Here is a 21116-nt window from a genome sequence, read left to right as displayed (position 1 = left end):
CGTCAGTCCTCGAAGATTCCGATGACAGGCACGTGGTCCGACGGTTTGTCGAGCGTACGGGCCTTTCGGAAAATCTCGACACCGGACAGCCGATCGGCCGCCTGCGGGGAGCAGAGGATGTGGTCGATGCGGATGCCGTGGTCCTTCTGGAAGGCGCCGCCCTGATAATCCCAGAACGTGTACTGGTGCGCTCGCCCGTCGCATGTGTCGAACACGTCCGTCAGGCCGAGATTCCGGAGGCGCCGGAACGCCTGGCGCGATTCGGGAAGGGCGAGGGCATCGGCAGCCCAGACCGTCTCGTCCCAGCTGTCATTGACGCCGGGGATGACATTGTAGTCACCGCACAGCACGAACGCCTCTTCCTGCCGGAGCAGGTCGCGCGCGTGCCCTTCCAGTGCTTCCATCCATTCGAGCTTGTAATCGTATTTCTGGCCGGGTGCCGGGTTACCGTTGGGAAGGTACAGCCCGCCGACCCGAATCGGGCTGTCGGCCATGACCAGCGCTTCAATATAGCGTGACTGGTCGTCTTCCATCGTCGACAGGCCCTTGCGGATGTCGTCGAGCGGGTATTTCGACAGGAGGGCGACGCCATTGTAGGATTTCTGGCCGTGGACCGCGCAGGTCCAGCCCAGTTCCTCAAGCTCCATATAGGGAAATGCGTCGGTCTCGCATTTCAGTTCCTGCAGGCAGACGACGTCGCAATCTATCGCACCGAGCACTTCCAGCACGGTGGATAGGCGAGCCTTGATCGAGTTGACATTCCATGTGGCGATACGCATCTGCATTCCTTTAACAGCTTCGCCCCATTGTTCCAGCCGGAACGCATGGCTATGTTGCACGGCGAAACCAGCATTCAGGAGGCCCCCATGGGCTCAGTCGGACCGCTTCAGATCGTCCTCGTCATTGTGGTGGCATTGCTGCTGTTCGGTGGGCGCGGCCGAATCTCTTCCATCATGGGCGATATGGCCAAGGGCGTGAAGTCGTTCCGCAAGGGCCTCGCGGATGATGACGAGCCCAAGGCCGTCGACAAGGAAGACCTCGTCGACGTGACCCCGAAGAAAGACGAGTCGAAAGTCTCGTCATAGTGTTTCTGGTGGAGGGCGCATAATGCTGCCCGGCGTCGGTTTTTCCGAACTCCTCATTCTGGCCCTGGCGGCGCTCATCATTGTGGGCCCGAAGGACCTGCCGATGATGATGCGCAAGCTTGGCCAGTTTGTTGGCAAGGCGCGCGGCATGGCGCGTGAATTCCAGGCCGCCTTCGAGGACATTGCCCGCCAGAGCGAGCTGGAAGACCTGCGCAAGGAAATCGAAGACCTGAAGCGCAGCAATGCCATGACCGACGCCCAGGCGGACCTCGCCAATATGGAAGGCGAGATCAATTCCGCCGTCATGAAAAAATCCGGACAGGCCGCGCCCGACCCGGAACCGGCACCAGCCCCTGAGGCTGACGCGCAGCCCAAGTCCAAGGACGACGCTGCGTGAATACGACCCCACCCAAGGATGAACAGCCCGAAATTCTCGACGAAGTGGAAGCCAGCCGGGCGCCCCTGCTGGAGCACCTGACGGAGCTGCGTTCGCGCCTCATCCTGTCACTCGCAGTCCTGGGTGTTGCGTCGCTCGGCTGCTTTTTTGTCGCCCAGCCCATCTATGACTTCCTGCTCGCGCCATTCGCCGCCAAGGCAGAAGCGCTGCGCGGTGCACCGCTGGAACTCATCTTCACCGCGCCGATGGAATTTTTCTTCGCCAAGGTGAAACTGGCCCTGTTCGCGGGCATTTTCGTTTCGTTCCCGGTGATTGCCTGGCAGGCTTACGCCTTTGTTGCGCCGGGCCTGTACAAGCAGGAGCGCGGCGCTTTCTGGCCGTTCCTCGTCATCGCACCAATCCTGTTCACGCTGGGCGCCGCGTTCGTTTACGTGCTGATGCTGCCCATGCTGGCGCGGTTCTCGATCTCGCAGGAGCAGATCAACAGCGGCGTTGCAACGATCAAGCTGTTGCCCAAGGTGTCGGAATACCTGTCGCTGGTGATGGCCCTGATGCTGGCCTTCGGGATTTCCTTCCAGTTGCCGGTGATCCTGACCTTGCTGGGCAAGATCGGCATCGTGTCGGCGCAGACGCTGATCTCCGGCCGGAAGTATGCGATCGTCGTGATCCTGGCTTTCTCCGCGATTTTCACGCCACCGGACATTATTTCCCAGCTTCTGCTGACCGGTCCGGTCTACCTGCTTTATGAAATCTCGATCTTCAGCGTGAAGCTGATCGAGAAGAAGGAAGCCGAGCGGGAATCCACAGACGCAGCGGAATAGGTGGAATTCTGCGTCGCGCTGTTGCAAACCAACGCTGGATGTAGAAGATTCGGGATTCGCCCCAGCAGCGAATAAAGGAGAATCCTTTGCCACGCGTCAACAGCGTTCTCCTTGTCGATTTCGACAATATTTACGCTGCGACCGGGCCCGGATTCAGCGAGAATATCGACAATTGGGTGCTCTGGTTGGCCGACGGTGCGTTGTCTGAACGGCACAGGCGGCGCAAGTTCCTGACCAAGCGCGTCTACTGGAACCTGCAACACGATATACACAGGCCTGCTTTCGAGGCGGCCGGATTCGAAGTCTTCAACTGCCGGGCGTTTGCCAAGAGCAAGATTTCGGCGGGAAAGAGTTCTGCCGACATCGTGCTGACGATGGATGCAATCACGCTGTCCCTCCAGGAAAAGGATCTTGAAGAGATCATCGTTCTGACGACTGATTCGGATTTCGTGCCTGTGGTGAATCGGATTCAGGCCCCCGGCCTGCGCGTCGTGACCGCCGGCAAGGAGACGGACCCGACTTACGAGCTGTATTCCCAGCACGCCGACGCGGTTGTGCACATGTCTGCCCTGAAGGCGGCGTGTGACTATGAACGCACCAAGCGCAAATGGTATCGGTTGCGCAGCCCGGCCCCGGTGGTCGCCGCGCCCCGCCTGGTGCAGGAGCGCCGGTCGCCGCTGATGATGAAGGTGCGCGAAGCGGTGATGGACCAGATGGATGTGGAGAGCGGCGCGTCTGACGACACGCATCCTCACCTCACCCGCGCCGCAGAGATCGTGATGAACCTGGGCGCCCGTACGCCCGACCAGCCGATTTCGCGCGAAAAGATCATCAAGGCCCTGTCGGCCATCCCGGACTTCACGACGGTGCCGCGCAAGGGCGTGGCGGCCTGGTTCGGCCTGCGAAATTATGCGGTGCTGATGATGCGTCTGAGCACGATCGAACCGTGCATTGATGTGCGTCCGCAAAAGCGCAAGGGCGCGCAGGTGATCTGCCGGATGCCGGTGAAGGCGGAGCAGCCTGTGCCAACCGTTCAGGCGACCGGCCAGGCCTAGGCCCGCACGCGGGACATCCACCCTGAAACGCGCCTTCGGGCACCGCGGCCAGTGGACGGGGCCCGCGTGGGGCATTAGACGCAGGTGCAAACCCACATTCAGGACTGCCCCATGTTCGATATCCGCGCCATCCGAGACAATCCGGACGCTTTCCGCGCCGCCTGGAACCGCCGCAAGCCGGGACTGGGCGATATTGTCGACCAGATCCACGCGCATGACGCCGCCCTGCGCAAAGCGGTGACCGACAAGCAGGACGCCGAAAAGGTCCGCAACGAGAATTCCAAGCTGATCGGACGGGCGAAGGCGGAAAAGAACGAGGAAGAGGCCGCGCGTCTCATGGCCCTCGTCGCCGAAGCCAAGGACACGATCGAGGCTGCGGGTGAACAGGAGGCCGCCGCCAGGGCGCTGTTGGACGACATCCTGATGGGCCTGCCCAACCTGCCACTGGCCGACGTGCCGGAAGGCGAGGACGAAGAGAGCAATGTCGAGCAAGGCCGCTGGGGCGAGCCGAAACGAATCAATAATCCGAAAGACCATGCCGATCTCGGCGAGGCGCTGAAAAGCGATGCCGGTTTCCCGCAGATGGATTTCGATTCTGCCGTGAAGATGAGCGGTGCCCGCTTCGTCGCCCTGCGTGGGCCTCTCGCCCGCATGGAACGCGCGCTGGCCGCCTTCATGCTGGACCTGCAGACAGGTGAGCACGGCTATGAAGAAGTGAGCCCGCCGCTATTGGTGAAAGACCAAGCTTTGATTGGGACTGGCCAGCTGCCGAAGTTCGAAGAAGATCTGTTTACGGTCACCGGCATCGACGCAAAGACGATGAACTATCTCATCGACAGGTATGGTGCAGACCACGCCAAGATTTTGGCTGAAATTGAAGAACTAGAATCGAAACACTTTCTGATCCCCACCGCCGAAGTCCCGCTCACGAACCTTGTCCGCGAGCAGATCCTCGACGCCTCGCGTCTCCCGCTCCGCTTCACTGCGCACACGCCTTGCTTCCGTTCGGAAGCCGGTAGCGCGGGGCGCGATACGAAGGGCATGATCCGGCTGCACCAGTTCAACAAGGTCGAACTCGTCTCCATCGTGGAGAATGAGGAAGCCGGCCTCGCCGAACTCGAGCGCATGACAGGCTGCGCCGAGGAAGTCCTGAAACGCCTCGACCTGCCGTTCCGTCGCATGCTGCTCTGCACCGGCGACATGGGGGCAGGGGCGCGCAAGACATATGACCTCGAAGTCTGGCTGCCGAGCCAGAACACCTATCGAGAGATCAGTTCGTGCTCCTATTGCGGCGACTTCCAGGCCCGCCGCATGGATGCGCGCTTCCGCAAGGAGGCCGGCGCCAAGCCGGAATTCGTCCACACGCTGAACGGCTCCGGCCTCGCCGTCGGCCGCACGCTGGTCGCTGTCATCGAGAACTACCAGAACGAGGACGGCTCCATCACCGTGCCTGAAGTGCTGCGCCCATACATGGGCGGACTGGAGACCATCGCGTGAGAATTCTCCTCACCAATGATGACGGGATCAACGCGCCGGGCCTGTCGGTGCTGGAAGACATCGCCAAGGAACTCAGTGACGATATCTGGATCGCCGCGCCGGAAGAGGAACAGTCCGGCAAGGGGCGCGCCATCTCGCTGACCCAGCCGGTGCGCACCCGCAAGGTTGGCGCCAAGGCCTGGGCGATTGCCGGCACGCCGTCGGACAGTGTCCTTCTGGCCATGCAGGACCTGATGCCGGATGCGCCGGACCTGGTGCTGTCCGGGGTCAACCGGGGCCAGAACCTTGCCGAGGATACCAGTTTTTCCGGCACTGTTGCGGCGGCCATGTTCGGCATGCAGCTGGGCATTCCCTCGATCGCCCTCAGCCAGGCGCAGAGTTTTCGTGAGCGTGGCTCGCTGCCATGGGATACCGCCCGGGCCTGGGGCGCACGCACGCTGAAGCCGCTGATTGATCTCGGCTGGCCCAAGGACGTGGTGATCAACGTGAATTTCCCCGACCTTGAACCGGAAGATGTCCGGGGGATCCAGATCACGCGGCAAGGGGCCCGCGACGAGACGATCATCCATACCGACCGGCGCGAAGACCTGCGCGGCAACGATTATTACTGGATCGGGTACAAGGGAAAGCTGTCGAAGCCCGACGCGGGGACCGACTTGCGGGCGATCTATGACGGCTTTGTTTCTGTCACGCCCCTGCATGTGGACTTGACGCATGAGGCGTTCCTGAAAAAGCTCCGCGAGTCATGGCAGAGCTGATCGCAGACCCTTTTCGCGCCGCGCGGCTTGTCCTGCATCTCCGGCAGGAAGGGATTACTGACGACGGCGTCCTGAAAGCGATGGAGACGATCGACCGCGCCGCCTTTGTGGATGGCGATGCGCTGGCACGGTTGGCGTTCGAGGATTGCGTCTTGCCGATACCGTGCGGGCAGATCATTCCGCGCCCCGCAGTCACCGGGCAGTTGCTGCAGGCCCTTGAGATCCGGCAGGTGAGGGAAGCGCGCATCCTGCTGGTGGGCATGGGCAGCGGCTATACGGCAGCGCTTGCCGCGCAGCTGGGCGCTGATGTCTTCGCAATGGACCGGTTCCGGCGCCTGTGCGACGCCGCGCGGATGCGCATGCTGGACCTCGGACTGGGCAATGTCGCGGTCCGGTGCGGCGACGGATTGAACGGCTGGCCGGAGCGCGGACCCTATGACCGGATCCTGCTGACAGGGTCTGTGCCGGACGTGCCGGACCTGCTGCTTGGCCAGCTGGCAAAGGGAGGCGCCCTCATTGCGCCGGTCTCGACGGGCGCTACGCAGCATCTGTTGCGGATACAGGCCGACGGGTCACGACAGAGGCTGGCGATCGCTCACCCGCTTCCTGCATTGGTCGAAGGGACGTCCAAGGCGCTTTGAACGTCGATTCGCGCCGCTGCAGGGCTTGTTTGCCAAGGTTCGCGGCCACAGCTATAGGGGCATGACTTTCGCGCGATAGCCCTCCGGGTCCGTACCGCGTACCATGATTAAAGGGAGAGGATCACCATGCCGAAGAGAATCGCCGCCATGTCTGTCGTTTTTGCGGCCCTGGCGTTGCCAGCGATCGCGCAGGAGGGCCCACCAGCGGCCGGACCAGGCGTGATGACGCAGGTCCTGTTCTTCCTGCCGCTTGTCCTGATCTTCTATTTCCTGCTTATCCGCCCGCAACAGCAGCGCGCCAAGAAGCACCGGCAGATGGTTGAAGCCGTGAAGCGTGGCGACACGGTGGTGACGTCCGGCGGCCTGATCGGCAAGGTTGCCAAGGTTGGCGAAACAGAAGTGACAGTCGACCTTGCTGAAAACGTGCGGGTTCGCGTCATCAAGGCCATGGTCGTTGAAGTGCGCGGCAAGAACGAGCCTGTCGCCGCGAACGACTAGCCGTTGCCAGCGTAATTTTAGGACGAATTCATGCTTCAGTTTCCACCGTGGAAGATCAGCCTCATCCTTGGCGTCATGCTGTGGGGGACGCTGATGGCGCTCCCGAACCTCGTCAACATGTCCGGCGCACCGGGATTCCTTCCGAAGAATGGCGTCAATCTTGGCCTCGACCTTCAGGGTGGGGTCTACCTGATGATGGAAATCAATCCGGACGAGGTTGTTGCCAACCGGCTGGAAGTGTTCGCCATCGATGTGCGCAATGCGCTCAGCAACAAGGACGGCAAGCCCCTGATCGGCCACTTGTCGGAAGTTGATGGCCGCACACTCAATGTCCGCCTGACCCGTCCCGATGCCGATGGCAATTATCCGATTGATGACGCGGTGACCCGGATCCGAAAGCTGAATGGCAGCGTCGAGGGCGCGATCGGCGGCGCCAAGACCTATGAAATCGAAGCGGCAAGTCCGCAATTGATCAAGGTCTCGGTGCCGGCGACAGCCGAAGAGGCCCTGATGAAAGGCGCCCTGGCCAAGACGATGACCATCGTCCGGCGCCGGGTCGACCCGGAAGGCGTCAGCGAAATCTCGATCACGCCGCAGGGAAATGACCGCATCATCCTTGAAGCGCCTGGTGAGCCGGATGCGACACGCCTGAAAAACCTGCTCAGCCGCGACGGACGAATGACTTTCAACCTGGTCGATAGCAGTCCGTCCTCGATTGCTGCAGCCGAAGCCGGCGTTGTCAAACCCGGCTATCACCTGCTGACCGGGCCTGAGACCGGCCCGCTGCTGGTACGTGACATTCCGGAAGTTGTGGGATCTGACATCGCGACCGCAAGCCAGGGCTATGACGACGGCAACCGGCCGCAGATCAATTTCCGCCTCAACGGAAACGGTGCCTCGAAATTCTACCAGACGACGCGCCTGAACTCCGGCAAGCTGTTCGCCATCGTCCTTGACGGTACGATCATGTCGGCCCCGCGCATCAATGAACCAATCCCCGGCGGCAGCGTCCGCATTACCGGCAGTTTCACGCTCGAAGAGGCCCAGGACCTGGCTGCAATCATCGAGGCCGGTGAAATGCCGGCGAAGGTCCAGTTCCTGGACCAGCGGACTGTCAGTGCCACGCTTGGCCGGGATTCGATCCGCGCCGGTATTCGCGCATCCCTGATCGGCCTCGGCCTGGTCGCCCTGTTCATGATCATCGCTTACGGCCTGATGGGCTGTTTTGCCGTTGCGTCGCTGTCGGCGAACATTGTCCTGATCGTCGGCGGACTGTCGGGCCTCGGCGCGACGCTGACGCTTCCCGGTATTGCGGGGATCATCCTGACGATTGGTATGGCAGTTGATGCCAACGTGCTGGTCTTCGAGCGGATCAGGGAGGAGCACCGGGCCGGCCGGTCGCCCTTGACCGCCGTCCAGGCTGGCTACGAACGGGCGCTGTCGACAATCCTGGACGCAAATATCACCACCTTCATCGCCGCGACGATCCTCTACCTGCTCGGTTCGGGGCCGGTGAAGGGATTCGCCGTGACACTGGCCATCGGTATCGTCACGTCGGTGTTCACGGCCTTTGTCATCACACGGTGGCTCACGGTCATGTGGCTCAAGGGCTTCCGTCCGCGCAAGCTCGCCGTCTAGGCCATCAGGAGAAGAGACAATGCTACTCAAGTACTGGCCTGCAACCACGAACCTGAAGTTCATGAGCCTGCGCATCGGTGGCGCACTCCTGTCCGTTCTGATGATCACGGCTTCCATCTATTTCCTTGCCACACGTGGACTGAACCTCGGCGTCGACTTTGCCGGTGGCACCGTCATGGAGCTGCAGCAGACCGATACTGTCACGGTGGAGTCCGTGCGCGCCGCCATGCCATTTCCCGCCGAAGTCAACAGCGCCGTTGGCACCGACGCGCGGTCAATTGTCGTGGTGAAATTCGGTGCGGCTGATCCGTCGAAGCTGGGCGACGAATTTGCAAGCCTCGCCCCGGCGGCGCAGGCCGAACGGGCCCAGCAGGTCACGAATGACATTGTTGCAGAGACACTGAAGGACAAGCTGGGACTGACGGACGAAGACTTCCTGCGGGACGATTCGGTCGGCCCGAAAGTATCCGGAGAGCTGTTTAGATCGGGCATCATGGCGCTGGTTGCCGCGCTGGTGCTGATGCTGGCCTATATCTGGTTCCGGTTCGAGTGGCAGTTCTCCATCGGGGCCGTTGCCGCGCTTGCGCACGATGTCATCATAACGCTTGGCGTCTTCGCGCTGCTGCAACTGGAATTCAACCTGACGACCATCGCGGCGTTGCTGACGATCATTGGTTATTCCATGAACGATACGGTCGTCGTGTTTGACCGCGTCCGCGAGGAGCGCCGAAAATACAAGAAGATGGCCGACCGGCAGGTGATCGATCAGTCGCTGAACCTGACCTTGTCACGCACGCTGTTGACGTCCGGTACGACGCTCCTGGCCCTGTTCGCGATCTTCTTCCTCGGTGGCCCCGTCCTGCGCGGCATGAGCTTCGCGCTGATCTGGGGTATATTTATCGGGACGTATTCCTCGATTTTCATCGCATCAGCGATTGTCCTGTCGCTGGGAATGGACCTCAACAAGAAACCTGCCGAGGATGTCCAGGGCTTCCAGGGTGTCAGTCGCTGATCACGACGGTGCGGTCTTCCAGGGCCGCGATCGCTGTCTCCGGCGAGTCCGAATGAACCAGTAGCGACCTGAAGCTGCCCGGCGTGAAACCGCCATCGATGATCTTCTCCATGAGGTCGAAGAAGGGTTCCCAGAAGCCATCCTCGTCCAGGAACGCCATTGGCTTGGCGTGCAGCCCGAGTCGCGCCCATGACAGGATCTCGACGGCTTCTTCCAGCGTGCCGATACCACCGGGCAGGACGATGAAGGCGTCTGATTCGTCGAACATCATCTGCTTGCGCGTGTGCATGTCCTCGACGATCCTGTGCTCGACATCCTCGTAAACGCGCTCTTTCTGCAGCAGGAAGCGTGGCATGACGCCCAGCACGTCGCCGGCTGATTCATGCGCCGCCCGTGCGCAGGCGCCCATCAGGCCGACGCCACCACCGCCATAGACGAGGCGAATGTCGCGCTTTGCCAGCTCGCGGCCGAGTTCCTCGGCAAGGGCGATATAGCCCGGGCCGACGGCATCGGAGGCCCCGCAATAGACGCAAATTGATTTCAGCTTCTTCATGGCATTTCCGGCTTTCAAAACGACGCGCAGAGATAACGACTGCCACGCCGGAATGCCAGTTCCAATGGCTGTTGGATTTCCCCGACCGCAATTGCCGTTTTGTCTTCACCCGATTCCGTCCCATATGGCCGGAATGACAGAAACGACAGACACACCCAGCAATCACGACAAGATCGATAGCGCTGATGGCGGCATTGGCGTCTCGGTCCTGCGGATTCTCAAGCTGCTGGCGCGGCCCGAACTTGCCAAATGGCGTCCCGTCATGGCGATTGCCGTATTACTGACACTTGGCGCGTCCGTCCTGGAAGTCGTGTCGCCGCTGGTGCTTGGGCACGCGATCAACCAGGCTGCGCCTGAACCGGGCGAGCCGGCTGCCTTCGCTGCTGCGGCGATGTGGCTGGCGATCGGAATCGGTGTGCGCTTCCTGGCGGCGGCCATGCCCCAGATGCGTGACTATTTCTTCGCCCCCGTCAGCCAGGATGCCCAGCGGCTTGCGAGCGTGGATGCGTTCGGGCACGCCCAGTTGCTGTCCCTGAATTTCCATCAGACCCGGCGTACAGGTGCGTTGAACCGGGTCATTGAGCGCGGCGCCGGAGCGATCGACTACCTGATTCGTTTCCTGGCCTTCAATATCGGGCCGACCTTCATCCGCCTGTTCCTCGCCTCGATCGCGCTGGGTATCGCGTATGACTACCGGCTTGCGTTGATCGCGATCGGAACGATCATAATCTATGTCGTCGCCACCGTGATCATCACCGAATGGCGGGTGCGCCAGCGGCGGCGCATGAACGAGGCCGACACGCACTTCCGGGCGATGGCGGTTGATATCCTGACCAATTTCGAGACCGTGAAGGCGTTTGCAGCCGAGCGCCGCGAGACAGGCCGTTTCGACACCGCGATGGGCACCTATAACGACCGCTACGTTGAAACCGTCCGCAGCATGTACATCCTGAATGCTGTGCAGGCGCTGGTCATGAACTTTGGCCTTTTGGCCGTGATGGTCCTGTCGGCCTGGAACGTCATCGGCGGCAAGATGCAGATCGGCGACCTGACGGCTGTCATGCTCATGCTGTTGTCGCTGTACGCACCGCTGAACATCCTTGGCTGGGCGTGGCGAGAGATCAAGCAGGGAGCGGTCGACCTCGAGAAGCTGTTCGGGCTCCTGTCGATGAAGGCGGACATTTCCGATGCGCCGGACGCTGTGGATATCGTGTCGCCGCGCGGTGAAGTTGCCTTCGAGAACGTGGCTTTTTCGCATGAGGGCCGGGCCGTGGGCGTCAGCGATGTCAGTTTCCACCTCGCTCCCGGACGCAAGATCGCGTTCGTTGGCACGTCCGGCGCCGGCAAGTCCACGCTGCTGAAGCTGTTGTTCCGATTCTATGACGTCGATTCCGGGCGTGTCCTGGTCGACGGCAAGGATGTTCGCACCCTGACGCAGGAATCGCTCCGCAAGACGCTGGGGCTCGTGCCGCAGGACGTCGTCCTGTTCAATGATACGATCCGTTACAATATCGGCTATGCGCGGCCAGACGCTTCCGAGGCGGAACTGCGCGATGCCGCCCGCCGGGCACAACTGCTCGAATTCATCGATAGCCTGCCCGATGGCTGGGATACGCGGGTCGGTGAACGCGGACTGAAACTGTCTGGCGGCGAAAAGCAGCGCGTGGGGATTGCTCGTGTGATCCTGTCAGACCCGGCGATCCTCGTGCTGGACGAAGCAACATCTGCCCTGGACAGTGCCACCGAGGCCGCCGTCCAGGACGCCCTGGAGGAGGCCGCCGAGGGACGCACGACCCTGATGGTGGCCCACCGCTTGTCGACCGTGAAGTCCGCCGACGAGATTCTCGTCCTGGAAGCGGGCAGGGTGATTGAACGCGGGAACCATGCGAGCCTGCTGGCAAAAGACGGCAAATATGCTGATATGTGGGACCGGCAGGCCAAAAATGCCGATCTGGCGCTGGTCGCCGAGTAATTCTTGCCCGGGGAAGGGGCCACTGGAATGCCTGAAGACATTGATCGCAAAAGCATGCCCTGGATGACCGCCGGGATAGATTGGGAGGGCGTCGCAGCTGCACTGGGCGCCTTGCTGGTGGCGCTGCTGCTCGGAGCAATATGGGGGCCGCTGTTCTGGATCGGCTTTGCCGGTGTCATCCTGGCGATCTTTGCTGCGCGCTGGTCCCATCGAACGCCGCCAGACATGGCCAGCGGCGTGGTCGCGCCATGCGATGGCGTGATTGTGTCCATTGAAAGCGTCGAGCCACCTTCCGAATTGCGCCTGAACGAAACCCGTGCGACGCGCATTCGCATTGCATCAGCACCAACAGCAACCAACAAGCTCTACACCCCGATTGCAGGCAGCCTGGAGTCGCTGATCGTGCAAGCGGGAGAAGCTGGCGTCCTGTTCGCCATGCGGCCGGACGATGACGGACTGTCGATCGCGTACCTGACGTTCGAAAGCCGCGGGCAACAGGTGGGCGTCAGGCTGGCAACGGGCGGATTCGGCCCGCGCATGGAATTGACGACGGAAGCAGGCGACATTGTACGCCTCGGCCGTCCCTTTGGCACGCGCAGGCTTGGCGGATGGTGCGATGTCTATGTACCCGCGAGCGTCGGGCGCCTGGTCTGGCCCGGGCAGACCGTGGTCGGTGGTGAAACCGTATTCGGCCGCCTGAAGACACAAGGCGACACAGAACTGCCAAGCGACAGCCCGGAAGCCGAAGATGACGTGGCCGAAACGGACGAGCCGTTGGCGATCGAGGCCGAGCCGGAAGACGACGACGATTATCCTTCGCCGGAGGACGTGTCCGTGCCGGATGACCCGGCGGAGATATTCGCCCGGCTGCGTGAAGCGGCGCGCAAGCACGAAGAATAGGGATGGTGTGCCGTCGGGTAGCGATTCAGGGCCCCGGGAATGCGGGCTGTCCCGTCGTCACCCCGAATAGGCTGAAATTGCCCCCAGCAGTTTGGTGACTTCCTCGCGCTCCTGCATCGACAGTTCCGGACGCCATATATCGAAGAGCAGCACCACACGGGTCTGGTCTGCCTCGTTCTTCGCTTCATGCTCGATACTGTCGTCGAAAGCGAGCAGCTCGCCTTCCTTCCAGTGACGCGTCTCGTTGCCAACCCGCAGCCAGGCCGGACCGGGCACAAGCACAGGGAGATGACAGATCAGGCGCGTGTTGATGAGGCCGTGATGAGGCGGGATGTGGGCGCCCGGCTTCAACAGCGAGAACAGGACCGAGGGCGCCTGGCCAGGCAGGTAGTCGAGGGGCAATTCATCAAATGCTGCCGCCGTGACGGGGCACCGGGCGCAGTTTTCTTCGACGCGAGCGCCGTCTTTCCACAGGTAGAACGCGCTCCAGTCGTCATTTCCAACCAGGTCATGGCTTTTGACATGCGGTCGGCTTTCGTCCCGTTCCAAGTAGGGGCGGAACGCCGCATGGTCAGCGAGGACATTCCGCAATTCCTGCTGGATTGCCGGTGTCTTGGCTTCAAGACCGTCAGCCCATGCGAACGCCGTTCGGTCGTAGAACTGGATCTGCGGCAGGGCCGGAAAATAGTACTTGGTGGGTTGCTGCAGGTATATCTGGGACTTGCCGAGCAGGATTCTGACCGATTGGTCGAAGCGGGCAGAGCGCGCGGCTGTCGGCAGGCGGGACTCGATGAATGCCTCGTACTGGCCGGCATATTCGCCGAGACGGGTCGAGGCGCGCTGCAAGCCTGCCTGGAACCCGTCGGGCACAGGACCTTCATGCAATTGCACGGCCTGCAGGGCGCTGCCATAGGCCCGGCTGGCATCCTGGGTTTTGTCGCTGGCGTGGAGGACGTCACCAAGCAGGAGAAGCGCGCCGATATCCCGCGGGGCCTCTCGCAGGACGGACTGCAGGTCGGCCGCCGCGTCGGCGAGGCGGCCGGCGCGGGCATGTTCGAAGGCGGATCGCTTGCGGGCGTCGAGAGTTGCGGCAGGGGTCATGCCCCGACATGGCCGAATGCGGCAGGCAAGGTCAATATCCACCGGACGTGAGAAGCGACCGAGACGCGTGCAACCTGGCAGAGAGTCGTGTATCCTGAAGAGGTGACCGAGCGGGACCGGCCAGCCTGCTGAGGGGACCAGGATGAGCTTTCAATTGACGAAAAAGGAGGTGCTGTTCCGGCAGCGACTGCTGAAGGCTTCGGGGTTTGATCCGAACGGGCTGGATGGGATTTGGGGCCGGAACACTGAGGCGGCAGATCAGGCCTTCATGGCGGCAAGCGCAGCCCTGCAGACGGAGCTTGGGGTGTTTGACGAGCGATCGGAGCGCAATATCGCGGGTCTGCACATTCGGGCGCAACACTTCGCGCGCACCTTTCTTTCCAACGCTGCCGCGTTTCCCTTCACAGTCCGGATAATCTCCGGAACCCGCACCTATGCTGAACAGGATGATCTTTACGCCCGGGGGCGATGGGGAAGGGCGGGGCCGAAAGTCACGAATGCCAAGGGTGGCCAGAGCAACCACAATTTCGGAATTGCCTGGGATGTCGCCCTGTTCGAAGGTGGCCGCTACATGGACGGCAGCGCCACACATGATGCCCAGGCCTACCGGGACCTTGCCGGACATGCGCTGGTTGATGGCCTGGAATGGGGTGGAGCATGGCGGACCTATCGGGATCCACCGCATTACCAGGTGGCAAGCCCGTATAACCGCATATCGGATATCCGGGACCGGTTCGAGGCGGGTGAATCCTATGTCTGACCTGCAGTTTCCGACGAGTCGGACGGCATTCAGGCTTGCCCGGTAGCGCAGGACTCAGCTAAACGGCGCCATGACAGAGCAAAGACACGAACGCGCCCTTATCGTCGATTTCGGCAGCCAGGTGACGCAACTTATCGCCCGGCGCCTGCGTGAGAGCGGCGTCTATTGCGAAATCCATCCGTTCAACAAGGTCGACAAGGCGTTCCTCGAGGCCTACGCGCCGCAGGCCGTCATCCTCTCGGGTGGTCCGTCGAGCGTATACTGGGACAATGCCCCGATGGCCGACAAGGCCATATTCGAGGCGGGCATTCCGGTTCTGGGCATCTGCTACGGCCAACAGGTGATGATGCACCAGCTGGGCGGCACGGTCGAAGGTGGGACGAGCCGGGAGTTCGGCCGCGCCTTCATCGAGAAAGTCGTCGATGACCCCTTCCTTGAAGGCCTGTTGGAAAGCGGAGAACAGGAGCAGGTCTGGATGAGCCACGGCGACCATGTGGCCGAGATGGCACCGGGCTTCGGTGTCATCGCTAAGTCGCCGGGTGCGCCCTATGCGATCATTGCCGACCCCGAGCGGCGCTTCTACGGCACCCAGTTCCATCCGGAAGTCGTGCATACGACACATGGGCGCGAGATCCTGCGCAACTTCACGCACGGCGTGGCCGGCATGAAGGGCGACTGGACGATGGCTGCCTACCGCGCTGAGGCGATCGAGAAGATCCGCGCGCAAGTGGGCAAGGGCAAGGTGATCTGCGGCCTGTCGGGCGGCGTGGATTCCTCCGTCGCGGCCGTGCTGATCCATGAAGCCATCGGCGAGCAGCTGACATGCGTCTATGTTGATCATGGTCTGATGCGGGCGAACGAGAGCGAAGAGGTCGTGAGCCTGTTCCGCGAGCATTACAATATCCCGCTGGTGCATGTGGACGCGTCGGACCTGTTCCTCGGCAAGCTGGACGGCGTGTCGGACCCGGAGACGAAGCGCAAGATCATCGGCGGCCTGTTCATCGATGTGTTCGAGGCCGAAGCGAAGAAGATCGGTGGGGCGGATTTCCTGGCGCAGGGCACGCTGTATCCTGACGTGATCGAAAGCGTTTCAGCGCTCGGCGGGCCATCCGTCACGATCAAGAGTCACCACAATGTGGGCGGCCTGCCAGAGCGCATGAACATGAAACTGGTCGAGCCGCTGCGTGAATTGTTCAAGGACGAAGTGCGCGCGCTGGGGCGTGAACTCGGCCTGCCGGAGGCGTTCGTCGGGCGCCATCCGTTCCCCGGGCCGGGCCTCGCGATCCGCATTCCGGGTGTGATCACGCGCGAAAAGGCGGATACGCTGCGCAAGGCTGACCTGATCTATATCGACGAGATCAAGAAGGCGGGACTGTATGACGAGATATGGCAGGCTTTCAGCGTGCTCCTGCCTGTCAACACGGTGGGCGTGATGGGAGACGTGCGGACCTATGAAGCCGTGCTCGCATTGCGGGCCGTAACGTCGACCGATGGCATGACGGCAGACTACTACCCGTTCGAGCACGCCTTCCTCGGCCGCGTCGCAACGCGCATCATCAACGAAGTGCAAGGCGTGAACCGGGTTGTCTATGACGTGACCAGCAAGCCACCCGGAACCATCGAGTGGGAATAGCGGCGGGGCTAGGGCGCGCTGGTTAATAAGGGCGTAACCGCACGACCCACCAGGCGATTGATGGTCTGTTGGCCAGCGCCCTTTATGAGTGGCATGAGGTTCGTCCCGGCCCTTTGACGCAGTTCTTTCATCACAGCATCCAGATCATCGGTGTCGATTTCGAACAGGGTCAGGTATTGGCGCATGTTCTCGTGCGCCTTCTGGAGCCGGAAGCGCTGGGCTGAAACAAAGCCAGGCACGTCCAGGACATCAGGCATGTGTTGGCATTCGTACCATTCTCGATATTCGTCGTCTTCTTCGTCCGGTCCCACCGTGATGATGATAAAACAGTAGCGTTCCATCAGAGTCCTCCCTCTTTATATTTTGTGACGATGATTTTGTCTGGGTGTTCGTCGGGAATCCTAGGTGTAAGCGTCAACAATGGCCTCCGATCCAGCATAACACTTCCCGCCCGGCTCTCACTGACTGGCCCGCTCTTGCGCGCATGTCGAGTCCCGTTGAGTTCATGTAAGTATATGATGTTTATAATAAAAATATTCTCTTCGGCATGTTTGTGCCGGTTCGCCCAGTCCTGACTTCCGGCTCTTGGGTCTTATCGGGATGGGGGGCAGGGAAAAACACATCAATTCACAGGCTTTCATCCTCAATTGCTGACCTGCATACTCGTTGTTATGAGGGATCATCACTTTTACGACTTAGTCCTTCTTGCCGAGTAGCTTGTGACCTGACGTCTGAGTAAGGCAAATCAAAAGCAGATACCAAAAAGGTACTAAGGGGAGGAATTATGAAACAGGTTTCAATAATCATTGCGGCTTTGACCGCGGTTTCGGTGACGGCGATCTCCGCAGGTATGCCGGCCAATGCGCAGGAGGCGGTGGCGGTTGCAGGCGATACCGTCGGAGAAGATGCGTCGAGGAAGCTCGGGACGGTCACCGTCACGGCGCGCCGCGTCGATGAAAGTGTGCAGGACGTGCCTTTGGCCATTACGGTCATTGATGAGTCCGTTCTCGCAGATTCGGCGATCTCGAATATTCGTGACCTTCAAGGATTTGCCCCCTCCCTCTACCTCGCGAGCGGACCGGGTGGACCGAGCGCTGCGAATGTCGGCATCCGCGGCCAGACCCAGGCTGACACGCTTCTCACGACTGATCCTTCCGTCGCTGTCTATGTCGACGAAATCAGCCGGCCACGGCAAATCGGCCTGCGGGCAGCATTGTTTGATGTCGGACGGATCGAAGTGCTGAAGGGCCCACAGGGCACACTGTTCGGCAAGAATACGACGGGCGGCGCTTTGCTGGTCTATTCAAAGCGTCCCGATTTTGATGGTCTGAGCGGCTATGTCGACTCCGTGGCAGGCAATCTGAATACGGTTGAAGTGTCCGGCGCCGTCACCCTGCCGATCATCGCTGACAAGATGGCTATCCGCCTTGCCGGCAAATCGTCCCAGAATGACGGCATCGGCCAGAACGCCCTTGGCCAGAACCTTGGCGAGACGAATGACAAGGCGGCCAGGGCCTCGCTGCTCTGGGAACCGACCAGTAATATCGAATGGCTCGCGACGGCCGACTGGACGGAATCGGAGACGACCGGATCTGTCATCAAGGTCGTTCATGTCAATGACCTCGTCATCGATCCCAACACGCTGCGCGTGGGCAATGCCCTGAACTCGGTTGTGACGGCGGCGCGCGTCGAACTCGGCCTGCCAGCAACGGTCGAGGGGATTACAGCGGCCTACAATGCGTTTTCGGATTCCGCATTGAATACCGGCGGGTTCTACGAGACCAATGGCGCAACACCGGTGTCCGGACACTTGGAGCTGTGGGGTGGATCGTCTGACCTCAAGGTCGATATTGGCTCTGTCATGCTGCGGTCGATTACCGGTTACCGCGACACCAGCCGCAACGACATCCAGGATTATGCCCAGACTCAGTTTGACCTGCTGCGTCCAAACAATTTTACCTATTCCAGCAGCTTCACGCAGGAATTCCACATCGTTGACAACATTGATGACCGCCTGTTCTGGATCGTCGGCGCCTTCTACAATTACGAAGACGGTCGCGAGGGCAGCACCACGCCGCAGCTGACGGCGATTAATCCCAACAGCCCGAGCATGACGGCCTATTCTGCGACGAATGAGAATATCTCGGTGTTCGCACAGGCCGAATATGAGTTGACCGACACACTCAGGCTCACGGGCGGTGTTCGCTATTCCGAAACCCAACAGGAAGTGATCAGCCGCAATGCGAATGGTGGGGGCTGCACTTTGCCACCGGAGCTTTTGGATACGCCGGGAGTGTGTGCAGCGACTTTCAATACGGATGCGGCCCAACCGTCCTACCTCGCCAGCCTTGACTGGAAGCCGAACGAAGATCTGTTGATATACGTGAAGGCTGCCAGCAGCTTTCGGGCTGGCGGCAACAATGTGCGGGGCAGCAGCGATCCGATCACCTTTTCACCTTTCGAGCCTGAAGAAGCGACGGAATACGAAGTTGGTTTCAAGAGCGATCTGGCTGATGGTCGGCTGCGGCTGAATGCGGCGACGTTTTACACCGAGTACAAGAACATCCAGCGCAGCACGACGGTCAGCCGCAACAACAATCTCGCGACCTTCGTCACCAATGCCGCCGAAGGGCGTGTCTATGGCGGTGAAATCGAGGCGTGGGTGGTCCCGACCGACAATCTCGAGTTCAGCGGCTCGCTCAGCTATGTCGATGCCGCTTATGAAGAGTGGCAGGATGCGATCTTGGGTGATCGGACAGACGAGAAGTTCGCCATACCTGAGCTTCAGTATTCGCTGACGGCAAAATACACGGTGCCGTTGGGCGGCAATGATCTCAGCATCTTCGGTGCATGGCGGTGGCGCGACGATGTCGAGTTCCGGTCAGAGGCCATCAATACCAACACCGTCACCCAGAAAGGTTTCGGCCTACTTGAGGCCCGCATATCCTACCACCTCTCCGACTATAATCTGGATATTTCGGCCTTCGGTAAAAACATCCTAGACGAGAAGTACTATACTGGCTTCCTCGCTTTCGACACCAACCTTGGATACAATATCGGTTATGTCGGGGACCCGGCGACCTTCGGTGTAGAGGCCCGTTACCGCTTCGGCGCACAATAAGGCCGGCACTGTTATGTGCCCGTCCAAACATTCCTGAGAAAATCGCGCTGGCACCTAGGTCGTGTTGATGACTTTTTGGTGTCGGCGCGTTCTCAATTGTCCTTTCACGAGCGCCGCGCGCTCTGATGCAATCCCGGAGATTTCCGAAGCGCCAACCCCGAGCCAGGGAAGGGCGTGAGTTCATTCTCAACACTGGAGAGGAAACGCCGATGTCTGAAGTGGCCGCACCTGACAAGAGCACCCAATCTGGGTCACGCACGGAGCGGTTGAAAACACCGATTTCCGCTGTTGCGATCGTGACCCTCAGCGTTCTCATCGTTTTTTACCTCATGTCGTTCGCCGACAAGCAGATGTTCTCGCTGCTGGTCGACCCGATCGGCGCGAATCTGGGTTTGAGCGATGTCCAGCTCGGTGTGCTGAACGGCATCGCATTTTCGTCGATGTACATCACCGGCGTGCTTGTCGCCGGCTGGTGCGTCGACCGGTTCGAAATCAAGACCGTCCTCTTTTTTGCCGTCGCTTTCTGGTCGTTTTCAGCGGCCTTTTCAGGGTTGGCGAATGATTTCACCACCTTGTTTGTCGCGCGGGGCGGGGTCGGCCTTGGCGAGGCTTTCCTGCCGCCAGCGGCCTATGCGCTTCTGGCGGCGACCTTTCCGCGGGACCGGTTGGCCTTCGCGAATGGTGTCTATCATGCCGGCGCGAATATCGGCGCAGTCTTGACCCTGATTTTCGGGGGGATGTTGATTGGTGCCCTGACCCGTCTCGGTACGATTGATCTGCCCTTCGTCGGGGAAATCCAGGGCTGGCAGGGCGCGTTCATCGCAACGGGGCTGCCGGGTATCGCACTCGCCTTTCTCGCATTCTTCCTGCCCCGCATTCGCAAGCACCGGACGGTCGAGCAGATGGCTGCCGCGGCCGCGAAGGCCAAGGCTGCAAAAGAGGTCAGCTTTTCCGGATTTGTCATGCAGAATCCCGGACTGGTTGCGGCGCATGTTCTCGCCGTCGCGCTCCTTGCGGTTCTTGCCTATTCGCTGATTACCTGGAGCCCGGCCTATCTCGGGCGCACCTTCGGCTGGTCGCATGAGCGCATCGGCTGGACACTCGCTGCCGGGTCCGCCGCTGGCGGCGTTGGCAATATCTTCTGGGGTTATGTCTGCGACCGGTATTACCGGAAGGGATACAATGATGCCGCTTACCGTGTGTTCAGTTTCGCAACAGTGATCGGCATTCCGTTCATCGTCGCCGCGTTTCTGATGAAGAGCGAACAGTGGTTCATCCTGTTCTACGCCGTCGCATGGTTTACCGCGAGCAGCTTCGGCCCGCTGGTGACGGCGGTGCAACTCTTCGCGCCGTCAGCTCTGCACGGGCGGTTGGTCGCGCTACAGACCTGCTTTGTCGGCCTCTTCGCAATTGGCGGCGCGCCGCTCATCGTGGCGATTCTCGCGGATGTTTACGGTGGCGAAGCCTATCTCGGCGAGGGCATCGCCACGACGGCAGCCGTCGTTGGCGGCGGAGGCGTCCTGTTGCTGGTGTTGGCGACAAAGCCGCTGCGCAAGGCAGTCGTCCTTCAGAATTCCGTTCACGATGCCGCTCAAAAATTGAGCGAGGCTTCGACAGATTGATGCGAAGCCAGACATTTCGGGTGGGGGAATAGCATCGCCCCAGCGCGCAAAA

The 21116-nt window shown here is 60.9% G+C and carries 19 protein-coding genes and 1 pseudogene; 16 read left to right on the top strand and 4 right to left on the bottom strand.

The features are described 5' to 3' along the window. Positions 1-2: 2 nt before the first annotated feature. Positions 3-779: an exodeoxyribonuclease III gene (locus HJO_RS05435; RefSeq protein WP_035615286.1), complete on the bottom strand. Its 777-nt coding sequence runs from the start codon at positions 777-779 to the stop codon at positions 3-5. An 87-nt stretch (positions 780-866) separates the two neighbouring features. Between HJO_RS05435 and HJO_RS05430 the strand changes: the two genes are divergently transcribed. The 10 genes and pseudogenes from HJO_RS05430 (at position 867) to secF (ending at position 9402) form a co-directional block, all read left to right on the top strand. Continuing rightward, on the top strand, positions 867-1085 hold the full coding sequence (locus HJO_RS05430) for a twin-arginine translocase TatA/TatE family subunit (RefSeq protein WP_035615283.1): 219 nt from the start codon (positions 867-869) through the stop codon (positions 1083-1085). Positions 1086-1107: 22 nt separating this feature from the next. Then, a pseudogene (tatB, locus tag HJO_RS18895) lies at positions 1108-1306 on the top strand (Sec-independent protein translocase protein TatB); the annotation flags it as partial. Positions 1307-1478: 172 nt separating this feature from the next. After that, complete coding sequence (gene tatC, locus HJO_RS05420; RefSeq protein WP_199285753.1) at positions 1479-2303, top strand: twin-arginine translocase subunit TatC; 825 nt, start codon at positions 1479-1481, stop codon at positions 2301-2303. An 86-nt stretch (positions 2304-2389) separates the two neighbouring features. After that, a complete protein-coding gene (locus HJO_RS05415) occupies positions 2390-3358 on the top strand; it encodes an NYN domain-containing protein (protein ID WP_035614757.1) in 969 nt (322 codons plus the stop codon). A gap of 111 nt (positions 3359-3469) precedes the next feature. Continuing rightward, positions 3470-4855: a serine--tRNA ligase gene (gene serS, locus HJO_RS05410; RefSeq protein ID WP_035614755.1), complete on the top strand. Its 1386-nt coding sequence runs from the start codon at positions 3470-3472 to the stop codon at positions 4853-4855. Further along, positions 4852-5613, top strand: a complete 762-nt coding sequence (gene surE, locus HJO_RS05405) for a 5'/3'-nucleotidase SurE (protein ID WP_035614753.1) — start codon at positions 4852-4854, stop codon at positions 5611-5613. The genes serS and surE overlap by 4 nt, the downstream gene beginning before the upstream one ends. Beyond that, a complete protein-coding gene (locus tag HJO_RS05400) occupies positions 5601-6254 on the top strand; it encodes a protein-L-isoaspartate O-methyltransferase family protein (protein WP_035614749.1) in 654 nt (217 codons plus the stop codon). The genes surE and HJO_RS05400 overlap by 13 nt, the downstream gene beginning before the upstream one ends. A gap of 126 nt (positions 6255-6380) precedes the next feature. After that, positions 6381-6752 (top strand): preprotein translocase subunit YajC, encoded by a 372-nt coding sequence (yajC, locus tag HJO_RS05395; RefSeq protein ID WP_084141574.1) that lies wholly within the window; start codon positions 6381-6383, stop codon positions 6750-6752. 30 nt (positions 6753-6782) lie between these two features. Next, positions 6783-8390 (top strand): protein translocase subunit SecD, encoded by a 1608-nt coding sequence (gene secD, locus HJO_RS05390; RefSeq protein ID WP_035614747.1) that lies wholly within the window; start codon positions 6783-6785, stop codon positions 8388-8390. A gap of 19 nt (positions 8391-8409) precedes the next feature. Then, positions 8410-9402: a protein translocase subunit SecF gene (secF, locus tag HJO_RS05385; protein WP_035614745.1), complete on the top strand. Its 993-nt coding sequence runs from the start codon at positions 8410-8412 to the stop codon at positions 9400-9402. Here secF and HJO_RS05380 read toward each other — a convergent pair. Beyond that, a complete protein-coding gene (locus tag HJO_RS05380; protein ID WP_035615272.1) occupies positions 9392-9955 on the bottom strand; it encodes an LOG family protein in 564 nt (187 codons plus the stop codon). The two genes, secF and HJO_RS05380, sit on opposite strands and share 11 nt — an antisense overlap. A 133-nt stretch (positions 9956-10088) precedes the next feature. Here HJO_RS05380 and HJO_RS05375 point away from each other — a divergent pair, with 133 nt between their 5' ends. Together HJO_RS05375 and HJO_RS05370 are read left to right on the top strand one after the other, a co-directional pair. Beyond that, positions 10089-11927: an ABCB family ABC transporter ATP-binding protein/permease gene (locus HJO_RS05375; RefSeq protein WP_241764675.1), complete on the top strand. Its 1839-nt coding sequence runs from the start codon at positions 10089-10091 to the stop codon at positions 11925-11927. Positions 11928-11954: 27 nt separating this feature from the next. After that, the gene (locus tag HJO_RS05370; protein WP_035614739.1) at positions 11955-12827 is read left to right on the top strand and encodes a phosphatidylserine decarboxylase; all 873 of its coding nucleotides are present in this window, start codon (positions 11955-11957) and stop codon (positions 12825-12827) included. A gap of 57 nt (positions 12828-12884) precedes the next feature. Here HJO_RS05370 and HJO_RS05365 read toward each other — a convergent pair whose 3' ends face one another. Continuing rightward, positions 12885-13928, bottom strand: a complete 1044-nt coding sequence (locus HJO_RS05365) for an aspartyl/asparaginyl beta-hydroxylase domain-containing protein (protein ID WP_051618304.1) — start codon at positions 13926-13928, stop codon at positions 12885-12887. Positions 13929-14070: 142 nt separating this feature from the next. Between HJO_RS05365 and HJO_RS05360 the strand changes: the two genes are divergently transcribed. Both HJO_RS05360 and guaA read left to right on the top strand, forming a co-directional pair. After that, a complete protein-coding gene (locus tag HJO_RS05360; RefSeq protein ID WP_035614736.1) occupies positions 14071-14688 on the top strand; it encodes a M15 family metallopeptidase in 618 nt (205 codons plus the stop codon). Between the two features lie 70 nt (positions 14689-14758). Beyond that, positions 14759-16321 carry a glutamine-hydrolyzing GMP synthase gene (guaA, locus tag HJO_RS05355; RefSeq protein WP_035614734.1) on the top strand — a complete coding sequence of 521 codons (1563 nt, stop codon included), beginning with the start codon at positions 14759-14761 and terminating at the stop codon, positions 16319-16321. 8 nt (positions 16322-16329) lie between these two features. Here guaA and HJO_RS17590 read toward each other — a convergent pair whose 3' ends face one another. Continuing rightward, the gene (locus HJO_RS17590) at positions 16330-16662 is read right to left on the bottom strand and encodes a DUF4286 family protein (RefSeq protein WP_051618301.1); all 333 of its coding nucleotides are present in this window, start codon (positions 16660-16662) and stop codon (positions 16330-16332) included. Between the two features lie 443 nt (positions 16663-17105). On the opposite strand from HJO_RS17590, the gene HJO_RS05345 reads away from it, so the two are divergent. Together HJO_RS05345 and HJO_RS05340 are read left to right on the top strand one after the other, a co-directional pair. Continuing rightward, positions 17106-19442 carry a TonB-dependent receptor gene (locus HJO_RS05345; RefSeq protein WP_035614731.1) on the top strand — a complete coding sequence of 779 codons (2337 nt, stop codon included), beginning with the start codon at positions 17106-17108 and terminating at the stop codon, positions 19440-19442. Positions 19443-19651: 209 nt separating this feature from the next. Beyond that, positions 19652-21064: an MFS transporter gene (locus tag HJO_RS05340; protein ID WP_035614728.1), complete on the top strand. Its 1413-nt coding sequence runs from the start codon at positions 19652-19654 to the stop codon at positions 21062-21064. The last annotated feature ends 52 nt before the right edge of the window (positions 21065-21116 follow it).

It is taken from the genome of Hyphomonas johnsonii MHS-2, assembly GCF_000685275.1.
In the GTDB taxonomy this organism is placed as follows: Bacteria; Pseudomonadota; Alphaproteobacteria; order Caulobacterales; family Hyphomonadaceae; genus Hyphomonas; species Hyphomonas johnsonii.
Note: the sequence above shows the minus strand (reverse complement) of the source record. Positions and strands in the feature narration are given on the sequence as shown.